This is a genomic window from Clostridium sp. TF11-13AC (assembly GCF_003481065.1).
Lineage (GTDB): Bacteria > Bacillota > Clostridia > Lachnospirales > Lachnospiraceae > Otoolea > Otoolea fessa.
In genome coordinates this window covers 84,083-96,346 of the sequence record NZ_QUKJ01000002.1, presented here as the reverse complement: position 1 = coordinate 96,346, position 12,264 = coordinate 84,083, and the positions used below count along the sequence as shown (strand labels likewise).

The window sequence follows — 12,264 nt, the reverse complement described above, 5'->3', positions numbered from 1 at the left end:
TTAGGATTAGTTCTTAATAAGGATTATATACCGCCATCATCCTGTTGTCAATAAAAATAGTAATAATTCTCATTATTATAAAAGGTGCTAAACTGAGCATCTTTTACCTGAATAACTATTTTATTTTGCGTTCAAATACATATTCTGAATCTGAAGATAAATCAGACCTAAACGAATATCCGAGTCTGTCAAATTTCTGAATCTCCACCGGATTTTCAATATTATTTTCCGCTATGAATCTGACCATTTCACCACGAGCCATCTTGGCATAGGTACCTTTTGTTACCAATTTATCTCCGGATAACTCACAAAATACAATCGTAATATATCTGTCCTGTGGTGTCAGATACTTTTCTATACATTTCGAGTATTCTTTTGATGCAAGATTAATGATAATCCTGCTGTCATCAATTACTGAATGATATAACCGGTCCCCCCAGTAATCATATAGATTTGTTGTTTCTTCAATCTCAGCTTTTGCCTGCATTTCAAGGCGATAAGGAGTCACACCATCCAGTGGTTTTAAAATGCCATAAAACGCAGACAGGATTCTTAAATGATTTTGCAGATACTCAAACTGCTGGATTTCAAACACAGCTGGTGCCATATATTGAAATGCAATTCCTTCATATGCTAAAACAGCCGGAGTAAGTCTGTTATAAAGATCCATATTTTCCAATCTGTGAAAGTTCTGCTCTGCAATCTTGTCATTACATTTCCAGATAGCTTTCAGTTCCTCTTTTGATTTGCTTTTCATCCAGCTCAATATCTCTGCTGTCTTATCAATAAAGGCAGGCAGTTCAACCGGTGCTATGTTATCTGTATCTACAATCATCTTTTTTGCAGGTGACAATATAATCTTCATCAATTTAATTCCTTAAGCATATTTTCAGGATCATCTGCCGCCTTGACTTTATCATTTGCCTTTCTAATGATTCCCTGCTCGTCAATAAGATATGTGGTTCTTACCACACCCATAGAAACCTTGCCATATTTTTTCTTTTCTTTCCAGACATCATATGCTTCGATCACCTTACGCTCCGGATCTGCCAAAAGTGTAAATGCCAATCCATATTTTTCCTCAAATTTCTTGTGAGAGGCTACAGAATCCTTACTGACTCCAAGGATCACCGCACCTTTCTCGGTGAATTGTGGATAACGCTCAGAAAAGCCACATGCCTGCTTCGTACATCCTGGTGTATTATCCTTTGGATAAAAATATAAAATTATTTTTTTACCTAAATAATCACTTAATTTATGCACTTCTCCGTTCTGATCCGGCAATTCAAAATCCGGTGCTTTTGTTCCTATCTCTAACATTTACTATTCCTCCGCTTTTGTATTTTCCACCTGTTTTCTTGTTCTTTTATTACCTGAAATCATTTTATGACCAGAATAGACTGCCATAATCATGCATATCAGAGAGCCAAATGCAAAGTATTTGTGTGCTGCTTTTAACCCTTTATATCCTGTATAAAAAGTTCCAACCATTGTAACTATTGCTCCGATTGACCAATATTTATGTGCTTTCATTTTATACCTCCAAATTGATTAAGCTGTTTCCAAAATAAATATCTCTGGATCATTAACAATATTATACCTTCCATTCATCACTTTCTACAAGTAAGAAAAGAAAAATACTCAATCCATGTAGAGATCGATGTAGCATTCACAGTTTTTAACCGCCTTATTGAAAATGTAATCTGCCATCTTATCAAATAATACAAAAGGATGTATCACGATAATTCTCCCATTACCTTGACGCATCCTTTCGTATTGTATTTTTTGCTATTCTTCTTAATGACAGCTATGGTTTCCACATCCATGTTTACCACATGTATGTCCCTCTCCGTGGCTGTGCTCATGGTGAGAACACTTAACATCTGGATTATAATCAAGTGTATCATTGATAAAAGCTTCTACTGCTTTATCTGCATCTCTTGAAACTCCGCCAAAAAGCTTAATGCCTGCTACCGCTAACGCAGTCTGGGCACCTCCTCCTATTCCGCCGCAGATCAAAACATCGGCATTTAATGCATTAAGAACTCCTGCCAATGCACCATGTCCGCTTCCATTCGTATCTACTACTTCTGAATACAATCTATAATGATAAAATCATAAAATTCCCTTAATCTCTCAATAAGTGACCTCATAATCAGTTCCCTGCTCATTGCGTTTACCAAAGATACCTCAATCGCTGATAATTCTATATTGGCCGGTATCAGATCCACACCTTCCTTATGATGAAGGATTGTTTTTTCCATGTTCAGTTTTTCATCATTCACAATATTTAGCATCAGCGTTGCAAGAGAATACTCCATTTCATCCGGTTCCTCATACCCTAAACTAATTGTGAGACTGCCCTGCGGATCTGCATCTATCAGAAGAACCTTTTTCCCTTCCTGTGCCAATCCGATTCCTAAATTCACGCACGATACCGTCTTTCCAACTCCACCTTTTTGATTTGATACTGCTATGCACCTGCTTCGCACTGTCACCACAAAGTTCTCCGATTACGTCAATACTCCTCTTTCCTGTATTGTGGTCAACTTGACTACAATTCTTTCTGCCTGCCTTTTTTTTGATGGCATCATATTTCATCTTATAGGCATAGGCCTTTTCACTTGGTGTAATTTGCTCTCTCTGCAAATTGGAATCGACCATGATCACTACTGCTTCATCATCCTGCAACATACAAATGATTACCGGAATTTTCTTATATCCCAGCTTCTCAGCCGCATATTTTCTTCTGTGGCCAGAAATAATTTCGTAGTAGCCTTCAATCTTTGGACGAACAATCAATGGATTCAGTACACCATACTTTTTTATGCTGTCCTGCAGCTCAATCATCTGACTGTCTCCGATCACTTTAAATGGATGATTTGAAAATGCTCTTAACCGTTCCATTTCAATCTCAACAACTTTTTCATCCGGATCTCTTACATCCGTTTTTTTATCCATAAGCTATCCTCCTCTAAAATATCTGTAACGAAAAAATCCGCCCAGAATAGATTCTTAATCTAATCTGAGCGGATAGATCCGTCAGGCCTGTTTTGTTCAGGCAAGAAAACCATATTTACATTCATTGACACCCCAATCCTTATCCTACGCTGTAGTTATCTCCGTTCGGTACCAGGATTGAATTATTGCATTGGTGCCCGTTAAGAAATTTCGGTGCTCAATATCTGCGTTTAAGTGTTCTCTCGGTGCTCACGAGCACCGGAAAAAAGAAAAAGCAGCAATGAACTTTTACGATCATTGCTGCAAAAAATGCACGTTCCCAGGGGGAATCGAACCCTCAACTAGTGCTTAGGAGTAGACCCGATACGACATCGGGAAGTGGCATCTAATGCTTAAAAATGCTTGGAAATACAAGGTTTTTCAGCATTTCAAATCCCATCTGATACTACGCTGTGATAGCTAATTCAGAGGGATTTTACACCGTCCGATTGGCTCGAAATTAGCAAGTCTTTCGATTTTTGGTGGACGTTGCAAGTGCAAGTAAATGTCACTATGTAACTTCTCGTGATGCGAAATGATAGGAAATCCTATTCATTCTCGTGTGAGGGTGCGGGTGTCCTTAGACACAGATTTCAGTCTGTTTTATATATCATTTCAAAATGAATTTTTCAACCAGAATTATTAAGAATTTCAAAGGTTTTTCAGACTCAATGATTCTATGTAATTTAGACCCGCCGAAGCAGGTCTTTTTTTATTTCAGCATAATCTCTCTATCCTCAGCGCCGAGCATATAAGCACCCTTGGCAAAAGCATCCCTTGCAAGAAGCTCTGCTACATCAACCCTATCGAACAGCATCCATATTTCTTTCTCTTTCGGAGTCAGTTCATGGCTATGGTCAAACAAATGCTCAAGTCCCAATCCTTCAAGCAATGCCGACTTTGCTGCTTTGTATTCCTCAGCTCTGCCAACATATTCGTCGTTCCTTTCCTTGGAAAATGCCTCGATATTGTCAGCTCTCAGATGCTCGTAATACTCGTCCATAAAGATTCTATCCATACTCGTTGACCTCCATAACAAAAAAATAAGGGCAGACCCTTTTACAGCTATTGTAGCTATGTAAAAGGATCTGCCCTTGCAGTTACTATAATGTTTTTGCCAGCGACTTCAGGAGTGCTGCCATTTCCGGATTTTGCAGAAGCTTCAGAAGAAGTTCTTTATCATCAGCGGAGCTTTCCGTTGCGGCTGGTTGAACCGGCTCAGGCGTTGCCTGTCTGCCTGAGTAGAACGCAGCTTCCATTCTTTCAGCGTTCAGTCTGCGGTCATCGTCGATGATATGGGAGTAAACATCCGCTACCATCTTGACCTGTGCATGACCGGAATCGCCTTGAACGGATTTCATATCGCCGCCGTTCAGCTTCAGCTTGTAAGTGATACTGGAATGTCGGAGACTATGGAAAACCACTTTCGGCAGTCCCTTCTCCTCAATCAGCTTATTGAAAGCACGGTTGATAACCTGCCCCTCAATCGGCTTGCCATTGGAAGAACAGAAAACCAGATTGAAGTCTACGAACTCGTCACCGAAAAGGTCTTTCAGTTCTTCGATGTCAGCCTTTCGCTGTACCAACATTTCCGCTACGGTTTTCGGTAAGAACACCTTGCGGACACTTGTTTTGGTCTTAGGAGTTTTGAGAACCAATGCGGTATGCGTACTGGCGAAGGTCGGTGGGAACTTGAACATGATGTCCTTACCGTCCAGATCTGCCATCGCTTCACGATTTACTCTCTGCAACTCCTTTTCAACGAAGATGCTTGCCTGACCAAGTTCAATACTGGTGGGGGAAATGTCAATACAGTCCCAGGTAAGCCCCAGAAGCTCGCCCATTCGCAGGGAACAGGAGAAGGCAAGGTTAATAGCCAGACGAAGAATATCATCGTCACAGGCTTCCAGAGCCTTCTGGAGCACTTCTGCTGTCCAGATATCCCTGGTCTTGTGTTCTTCTTTCGGCAGCGTAGCGTGCTCCACAGGGTTTCTGGTCATCAATTCCCACTTGACCGCTTGATTGAAAGCATTTCGCAATGTCTTGTGAACCTCTCGGACAGTATGCGGAGTCAGATATTCTGTACGGGCTTTTACATACTTAGAAGAAACCGCTTTGACAGAAAGCAAATCTCGGTAATACTTGTCCATGATTCTCGGCGTGACATCCTCCAGCTTCATATCACCGATGAGGGGACGAATATAGTTTGCAATCAGGCTCTTTCTGCTTTCATAGGTAGACATCGCCCAGGTGTTCACACCATAGATTGACATATACTCATCCAAAAGATCATTGACGGTTTTAGCAGAAGGGGGAATAAAGGTTCCGGACTCCTGCTCATATTCAACCTGCAACTTCCTTTTCTTTGCTTCGGCATTCGTTTCAAAGGTTTCCCACTTCTGACGCTTGTTGCCGTTCTCATCGGTGTATGTATAAACCACAGAATACTTCTTTTTTCTCTTAACGATAGATGCCATGTAATCAGCTCCTTTCCTGTCTATCTTCCGCTAACTGGTAGCGGGTCTGATTGTGATACCATTTTTCAAAGCTCTCTTTGGTAGCTCGCTTATACCTGCCAACCTTGATAAGCTCAAAATCTTCATTGGCAACGATATAGTAAATGGTCTGACGATGTACCCCAAGCATTCTTGCCATTTCCGGCAGACCGTAGGTGGATGCCATAATATCTGCATCCAGTTCCTGATCCTCTACCGTGCGGTAATCGGTTTGAGAAGCATACCATCTTTCAAAGCTCTCCTTTGTCACTCTGCGCTTGCCCAGGACATCGACCACATCAAAATGCCCTTTGGCAACCAGTTCGTAAGCAGTCGCTTCTTTCAGCCCAAGGCGCTGTCCAAGCTCCTCCATTGAATATGTAGTTTTCTTCAATTCCTCGCCGGGAGGGGTTCCATCGACCTTCTGGTATTTGAACTGATTGGCATACCATTCTTCAAAGCTGTCGATCATCACCCTCATGGTGTTGCCGACAAGAATGGTTTTGAAGTAATTCTTCTTAATGAGCCAGTATGACTCCGTTTTACCAAGACCGAGCATCCTGCCCATTTCCAGAACAGACATACTCGTGCGTTTTCTCATTTCTGCCATCGTACAACCTCCTATGTAAAAAATGTAGCCATGTGTTTCTTGTCATGGCTACATTTTATCGAACTCTCAATATGTTTTGAAGTTTGTCGCCGGGTTGTACGACGCCCTTGACAAATCTTACATTTGATGATCCAACCACTCATCAAAACTCTTTTTGGAGATTCTGATACTGCCACCGATGCGGACGCTATGGAAAACTTTCTTTTTCACAAGGTTGTATGCGCTGGTTCTGCTGATGCCCAGAATATCCTGAATCTCATCAACCGTATAGGTTCTCTTATCAAACTGAACTGCGTTAGCAGCCATCGCTTCTTCGGTGCGCTGATTCATGGCAGCGATTCTTTCTTCAAACATTTATGTTCACTCCTTCGCTCTCTTTGCTTTATGTTTTGGGGAACGCTTTTTCAGCTGTTCCATTGCCAGGCTGACAGATAAGGCTTTCTCAATCGCTACCATTTCACGGGGCGTTACCTTACCTAAGTAATTATCAATCCTGCTTTTATCAATGGTACGAATCTGTTCCAGCTGAACAACGGACGCTTCTTTGAATGCAGGATTGTCGTAAATAACAAAGTGCGTCGGCATATTCGCTTTCTTATGGATTCTGGTGGTGACCGTTGCCACAATCAATGTGGGAGCGTGTTTATTACCGGTATCGTTCTGAATGACGATAACCGGACGGATGCCGCCTTGTTCCGACCCAACTACCGGGTCCAGCTTGGCGCAATAAATATCACCACGGCAATATACCCAATTTTCTTTCATCATGTGCCATGACCTCCTTTCGTTGGCTATGTAATAACTGACTGCCAGAAAGGAATCAGGCAGTCAGTCCAAAAGTCTATGTGTCCCATATTTGCCACGCACCCCTGGGAAAGAGGGCTTACGCCCTCAGGGAATCACCGAACGACTGATTGCGAATCAGTTCCATAGGAATCTAACCTCTGCCGGGTTCTCCGCCAGCTCCGTAGAGAAGTATCTTTAATCCTGTTGCTTTCATGGCCGTATTGGGAGCAACCCAATATTTACAAGCCAGTATTGATCGCTGGCATCGGGAGAGAGACAAGCGCTTAATTTATAGAAGAAAGTCGTTCTGTTTCTCTATCCGATACGTCTCGGCGTACCGCTGATGTGGCTGATGCTCTCGCACCGGCAACAGGAACGTATTCGATGACTGTGTATTCAGTTTTCAAGGATCAAGCAGCCGATTTTCTTTGGCTGTATCTAAATTGTACCTGTTCCTCATGCAAGTTTTTATTGCCTCGTAGGTATAGTTTTGAGGTTATTCACGACCTAAAAATATGTAATCAAGGGTTGTCTCAAAGCGCACAACCAGTTCGATTGCCAAATCAATAGAGATACCTCTGTTGCCGGTTTCAATTCGTGCAATGGTGTTTGCGGCAACACCTAACTGCTCCGCAAGCTGTTCCTGTGTAAGCCCATGTTCCTTTCTCAAGGCTTTAATTCTTTTTCCGCTTTCAACCAAGTCGTAATACATTTTCGTTCCTCCGTGTTTTTGAATTTGTGAAGTTGCAAAATCAAAAACAGCGGGAGGAGATCGTGCCCGATTCTCAATACCCTTTGCCATCTGCCTGTCCTCCTTGCAGGCATAAAAAAAGAGCCGGAGTAAATTACTCCAAGCTCTCGTTCATGCCTTTGTGTTAATTATGGGGGAAAATAGGCAGGTATAAAAAAAGCCCCGTACCCATTACAGGCACGAGGCGTAACTCTCTCTATTCAATTTTATGCCGCTATCTCCCAGCATAGCCATTTTAACACTGGACAAGTCGGACTTTCAGTAGGGGAACCGTCGTATTTTCATCGGATTTTAGTCGGACTAAAATCCTGTCTTAGCATTCACAATAACACAATGCTTCTTCCTCCCGGGCACTTTCCAGGAAATCTTTCAATTTAGGAATGGCTGTTCCCCAAAGTGACAGACCAAATAACAGTATCGCTTCTTTCTTTCGGTCATAGTAGGTGCTGCGTTCCATATTCAAAACCTCCAGCATTTCTGATTCCCTGTACTTGAAGCGGTTGAGATATGCCTTTGAGATAATCTCACAGTACAGAGCGCCTTTATCTGGATATTCTCTGATTTTCAACATAGCCATATCTACCAGTTCAATGATCCACTTTGTCTCAAATAAGCTGCGAATGCGTTCTTCAAATCGTTCTCTCGCTTCATCCGGAGCAAAGTTCTCCAGATAAATCAATGCACCATCTAAGCTGTCACCGTAAGTACAAATAAGGGTATCACATACATCATTCGCACGATCAATGGTAGACCAGCACACCTCTCGATATATGGATAAAATCAGCTTTGCTCTTTCATACAGAACCTTCTCGTCAATGTTCTGCATCCGGCAAAGCATTCGAATACTGCTTAATACCTGTGTATTATATCTGCTCATTCAGAATCTCCTTTCAGCCTAATCCATAAAATAAGAATTCCTTTCTAACTCCTGTCACTTGGCTAAAGGGAAACAAATACCATGGGACAAGAATGACTATAACTTCCGATATTTGATTAAAATAACAGAAGTGAAATCGGAAGTTCTTGACTTTATAAAAGTTCCGATATATAATTAAGTGGAATTAAAACTTCTGTTATGATTCTTATTATAGCATTTTCCAGAAGTTTGTCAACAAATAATCGGAAGTTACGAATAAATATTTTTTGAAAGGAAGGATACTACCATGACATTTGGAGAAAAAATTAAAGAAGCTCGTTTGGCTATGAACCTATCTCAAACGGAGCTTGCCCAGATGACCGGCATTTCCGAAAGATCCCTTTACACCTATGAGCAGCTCGGAACACTCCCCAGAAAAAGCAACATCAGAAAACTTGCTGAAGCACTGCATATCTCTGTGTCCTATCTTTTGGACGAATCTGAAACGGATAGCCAGAGCCATATAGATCAGGATATGTTTATTTTAGAGGCAAAGGAAAACTTCGGTTCAAAAGGAGCAAAAGAAGCTCAGGAAGTGTTGGGTCGTGTAAATTCTCTGTTTGCCGGTGGAGAATTGGACGAGGACGCAAAAGATGTATTCTTCCAGGCGATTATGTCAGTTTATATGGACTCTAAGAAAACAGCACGGGAAAAGTACACTCCGAAGAAATACAGAAAGCATAAAGATAAAGAGTAAAATCCTCAAGCACAGAATATGTTTTCTGTGTGCGATTCGGAGGTGAAGCAAATGAAAACGGCAGAGCATATCATTGAAACTGTCGATAAGCTTGTGCGAAAATATCACACCAGAGACCCTTACGAGCTATGTCAGCTGTTAGGTATCAAAATCCACTATTACGATTTACAGAAGAAATTGAAGGGCTTCTTCTATTACCAGTCCAGACAAAAGAATATCGTGATAGATCACAATGTGAACGGTATCCTGGAGCGTATATTAGTCGCACATGAATTAGGACACGCTGTCCTGCATACAAAAATCGCTATGATGCACGGCTTTCAAGAAATGGAAGTTTTTGATGATAGATCAATCGAAGAAAATGAAGCAAACTTCTTTGCGGCGGAGCTTCTGTTAGAAGATGGGAAAGTCCTGGAATGCCTTTCGGAACACACATTTTTTGAAACGGCTAAAATGCTCTATGTACCGGCAGCATTATTAGACTACAAATTCAGCCTGCTCCACGAAAAAGGAGAGCTGGTAAATTCGATGTATATTCGTAAAGCAGATTTCCTGAAAGAAGATCTTCATGCCTACGATAACGACATTGGTTATGGCGATATATGAATATCTATTTTTATATCTTTACAGAAAAAGTCCACCAGTACGATGCGTAGTGCATCATGACTGGTGGACTTTTTGCTTCTTAAAGAATCAGTATATTGTGCTGCAAAAAAGAACCCCATAGCAGTTCACTCTGTACCGTCAATGGGCTTCTTTTTCATTATATCAATCAAGCTCCGCTTTTTTTATCATCTCTTGCTGGTCAATCAAGACATCAATCAACTTTCCTACGGTTATCAATGTTGTTACATTACACTTTTTCAGTTTTGCAGCAATCTCATTATCAATGATGCTGTCGCATTTTGCATATGGGGTATCCAGTAAAAAATAGTCAAAGTTCTTTTCCAAGACGAATGCCAGTTTTAGAAGCATTGCCAAAGAAACTTTCGTCTGTCCAACTTCAACATGGCTCATATGATTGTTCGAGCAACCAACCAACGCACCCAAATCAGCCTGACTATAACCCTTTTCCAGTCGGGCAGCTCTAATGCGCTGACCAATCTTAACGTAATCAATTTCCGGTTGCGTTTCAATCACCTCCATGCTGTGTATGATTCTGCTATACATTATAAAATGTACCAAAAATCTCAACAACCAACATCGGGTGCAAGTTGCATTTATAAATGCAATATGATAAAATTTTATAGGCAGATTGCATTAAATGATAGAATGAAAAGAACCCCAAGACGACAATATGAGCTATCTTGAGGTTCTTTAAAATAAAAAATTCGTAGAGTACATTACTCCACGAATCGCATTCTTCTCTGTTTTTTTTAGTTTATATCTTTATTTTACAAATTGTCGCACTGTTTGTCAATATGTTAGGGACATAAAACACGAGGTTTTGCACAAAAATCCATCTTAGAAAGTTCCAAAGTCACAATTTGCCGTCAGAATTATAGTCATATTGAAGGAGGTGTACCTTATGGCACGAAAAGGAGAAAATATTTACAAAAGGAAAGACGGCAGATGGGAAGGAAGATACATTAAGTCCCGATCTTCTACAGGCAAAGCCAATTACGGTTATGTTTATGCAAAGTCATATCGAGAAGTCAAGGCAAAACTTATCAGTCAAAGTTCGTGCACGAGTAATTCTGTCACTGTCGATCCAGAAATTAGCTCAGATCAATTTGAACAGGTTGCTATGGAATGGTTTCAAGCTATATGTCCTAAAGTGAAGGAATCTACAAGCAACAAATATAGGAATCTTCTCAGCTCGTATATACTTCCTGTGTTCGGAAGCAAACAATTGCGTGATATAACACACGAGTTTATTGAAACGCAGTGTAATTTTTTCCTTGTTTCTGGTGGATTAAAGGAGAATGGACTTTCCTCTAAAACTGTTTCAGATATTTTATCTCTAATTCGAAATGTCTTACAATTTGCCACCCGAAACGGGAAAGCCATTTCTTGTGACGCACGATCTATACAGATAAAACGTCAAACGAAGGAAATGAGAGTTTTGAGTCGTGCTGAACAGGAAAAATTATGCCAATACTTGTATTCTAATCTTGATTCCTGCAATATTGGTATATTAGTAGATGCTAAAAATTTGTAATTAAGAAGGAGTGATTACATGAACAAAAATATAAAATATTCTCAAAACTTTTTAACGAGTGAAAAAGTACTCAACCAAATAATAAAACAATTGAATTTAAAAGAAACCGATACCGTTTACGAAATTGGAACAGGTAAAGGGCATTTAACGACGAAACTGGCTAAAATAAGTAAACAGGTAACGTCTATTGAATTAGACAGTCATCTATTCAACTTATCGTCAGAAAAATTAAAACTGAATACTCGTGTCACTTTAATTCACCAAGATATTCTACAGTTTCAATTCCCTAACAAACAGAGGTATAAAATTGTTGGGAGTATTCCTTACCATTTAAGCACACAAATTATTAAAAAAGTGGTTTTTGAAAGCCATGCGTCTGACATCTATCTGATTGTTGAAGAAGGATTCTACAAGCGTACCTTGGATATTCACCGAACACTAGGGTTGCTCTTGCACACTCAAGTCTCGATTCAGCAATTGCTTAAGCTGCCAGCGGAATGCTTTCATCCTAAACCAAAAGTAAACAGTGTCTTAATAAAACTTACCCGCCATACCACAGATGTTCCAGATAAATATTGGAAGCTATATACGTACTTTGTTTCAAAATGGGTCAATCGAGAATATCGTCAACTGTTTACTAAAAATCAGTTTCATCAAGCAATGAAACACGCCAAAGTAAACAATTTAAGTACCGTTACTTATGAGCAAGTATTGTCTATTTTTAATAGTTATCTATCATTTAACGGGAGGAAATAATTCTATGAGTCGCTTTTGTAAATTTGGAAAGTTACACGTTACTAAAGGGAATGTAGATAAATTATTAGGTATACTACTGACAGCTTCCAAGG

General features: G+C 40.3%; 16 protein-coding genes and 2 pseudogenes. 4 read left to right on the top strand and 14 right to left on the bottom strand.

Features of this window, described 5'->3' with window-relative positions; translation table 11 throughout:
* Nucleotides 1-115: 115 nt before the first annotated feature.
* From yaaA to DXD12_RS04610, 13 genes and pseudogenes are all read right to left on the bottom strand, one after another.
* Nucleotides 116-865, bottom strand: a complete 750-nt coding sequence (gene yaaA, locus DXD12_RS04670; RefSeq protein ID WP_118522287.1) for a peroxide stress protein YaaA — start codon at nucleotides 863-865, stop codon at nucleotides 116-118.
* Nucleotides 865-1,320, bottom strand: coding sequence for a thioredoxin-dependent thiol peroxidase (bcp, locus tag DXD12_RS04665; RefSeq protein WP_118293336.1), 456 nt, complete (start codon nucleotides 1,318-1,320; stop codon nucleotides 865-867). The genes yaaA and bcp overlap by 1 nt, the downstream gene beginning before the upstream one ends.
* A gap of 3 nt (nucleotides 1,321-1,323) precedes the next feature.
* Entirely contained in the window at nucleotides 1,324-1,533 is a 210-nt protein-coding gene (locus tag DXD12_RS04660) for a DUF6219 family protein (protein ID WP_015516636.1), read from the bottom strand.
* Nucleotides 1,534-1,797: 264 nt separating this feature from the next.
* Nucleotides 1,798-2,100: pseudogene (locus tag DXD12_RS04655) on the bottom strand (NifB/NifX family molybdenum-iron cluster-binding protein); the annotation flags it as partial.
* Nucleotides 2,094-2,429 (bottom strand): annotated as a pseudogene (locus DXD12_RS04650) (AAA family ATPase); the annotation flags it as partial. The pseudogenes DXD12_RS04650 and DXD12_RS04655, both read right to left, overlap by 7 nt.
* Nucleotides 2,347-2,961: a ParB/RepB/Spo0J family partition protein gene (locus DXD12_RS04645; protein ID WP_242995809.1), complete on the bottom strand. Its 615-nt coding sequence runs from the start codon at nucleotides 2,959-2,961 to the stop codon at nucleotides 2,347-2,349. The gene DXD12_RS04645 and the pseudogene DXD12_RS04650, both read right to left, overlap by 83 nt.
* A 751-nt stretch (nucleotides 2,962-3,712) precedes the next feature.
* The gene (locus DXD12_RS04640) at nucleotides 3,713-4,018 is read right to left on the bottom strand and encodes a hypothetical protein (RefSeq protein WP_002304425.1); all 306 of its coding nucleotides are present in this window, start codon (nucleotides 4,016-4,018) and stop codon (nucleotides 3,713-3,715) included.
* 85 nt (nucleotides 4,019-4,103) lie between these two features.
* Nucleotides 4,104-5,477 carry a site-specific integrase gene (locus tag DXD12_RS04635; RefSeq protein WP_002304423.1) on the bottom strand — a complete coding sequence of 458 codons (1,374 nt, stop codon included), beginning with the start codon at nucleotides 5,475-5,477 and terminating at the stop codon, nucleotides 4,104-4,106.
* A 4-nt stretch (nucleotides 5,478-5,481) separates the two neighbouring features.
* The gene (locus tag DXD12_RS04630) at nucleotides 5,482-6,105 is read right to left on the bottom strand and encodes a helix-turn-helix domain-containing protein (RefSeq protein ID WP_002304420.1); all 624 of its coding nucleotides are present in this window, start codon (nucleotides 6,103-6,105) and stop codon (nucleotides 5,482-5,484) included.
* A gap of 117 nt (nucleotides 6,106-6,222) precedes the next feature.
* Nucleotides 6,223-6,459 carry a helix-turn-helix domain-containing protein gene (locus tag DXD12_RS04625; RefSeq protein WP_002304418.1) on the bottom strand — a complete coding sequence of 79 codons (237 nt, stop codon included), beginning with the start codon at nucleotides 6,457-6,459 and terminating at the stop codon, nucleotides 6,223-6,225.
* 6 nt (nucleotides 6,460-6,465) lie between these two features.
* Complete coding sequence (locus DXD12_RS04620) at nucleotides 6,466-6,873, bottom strand: type II toxin-antitoxin system PemK/MazF family toxin (protein ID WP_002578938.1); 408 nt, start codon at nucleotides 6,871-6,873, stop codon at nucleotides 6,466-6,468.
* A 514-nt stretch (nucleotides 6,874-7,387) separates the two neighbouring features.
* A complete protein-coding gene (locus DXD12_RS04615) occupies nucleotides 7,388-7,693 on the bottom strand; it encodes a helix-turn-helix transcriptional regulator (RefSeq protein WP_002304413.1) in 306 nt (101 codons plus the stop codon).
* 262 nt (nucleotides 7,694-7,955) lie between these two features.
* Nucleotides 7,956-8,519, bottom strand: a complete 564-nt coding sequence (locus DXD12_RS04610) for a hypothetical protein (protein WP_002304412.1) — start codon at nucleotides 8,517-8,519, stop codon at nucleotides 7,956-7,958.
* A 286-nt stretch (nucleotides 8,520-8,805) separates the two neighbouring features.
* Here DXD12_RS04610 and DXD12_RS04605 point away from each other — a divergent pair, with 286 nt between their 5' ends.
* Both DXD12_RS04605 and DXD12_RS04600 read left to right on the top strand, forming a co-directional pair.
* The gene (locus DXD12_RS04605; protein ID WP_002304411.1) at nucleotides 8,806-9,255 is read left to right on the top strand and encodes a helix-turn-helix transcriptional regulator; all 450 of its coding nucleotides are present in this window, start codon (nucleotides 8,806-8,808) and stop codon (nucleotides 9,253-9,255) included.
* Nucleotides 9,256-9,306: 51 nt separating this feature from the next.
* The gene (locus DXD12_RS04600; RefSeq protein ID WP_002304410.1) at nucleotides 9,307-9,861 is read left to right on the top strand and encodes an ImmA/IrrE family metallo-endopeptidase; all 555 of its coding nucleotides are present in this window, start codon (nucleotides 9,307-9,309) and stop codon (nucleotides 9,859-9,861) included.
* A gap of 162 nt (nucleotides 9,862-10,023) precedes the next feature.
* Here DXD12_RS04600 and DXD12_RS04595 read toward each other — a convergent pair whose 3' ends face one another.
* Nucleotides 10,024-10,401: a helix-turn-helix transcriptional regulator gene (locus tag DXD12_RS04595; RefSeq protein WP_002578940.1), complete on the bottom strand. Its 378-nt coding sequence runs from the start codon at nucleotides 10,399-10,401 to the stop codon at nucleotides 10,024-10,026.
* Between the two features lie 382 nt (nucleotides 10,402-10,783).
* Here DXD12_RS04595 and DXD12_RS04590 point away from each other — a divergent pair, with 382 nt between their 5' ends.
* Both DXD12_RS04590 and erm(B) read left to right on the top strand, forming a co-directional pair.
* Nucleotides 10,784-11,416 (top strand): N-terminal phage integrase SAM-like domain-containing protein, encoded by a 633-nt coding sequence (locus DXD12_RS04590; RefSeq protein WP_235844072.1) that lies wholly within the window; start codon nucleotides 10,784-10,786, stop codon nucleotides 11,414-11,416.
* 18 nt (nucleotides 11,417-11,434) lie between these two features.
* On the top strand, nucleotides 11,435-12,172 hold the full coding sequence (erm(B), locus tag DXD12_RS04585; RefSeq protein WP_118219131.1) for a 23S rRNA (adenine(2058)-N(6))-methyltransferase Erm(B): 738 nt from the start codon (nucleotides 11,435-11,437) through the stop codon (nucleotides 12,170-12,172).
* Nucleotides 12,173-12,264 lie beyond the last annotated feature (92 nt).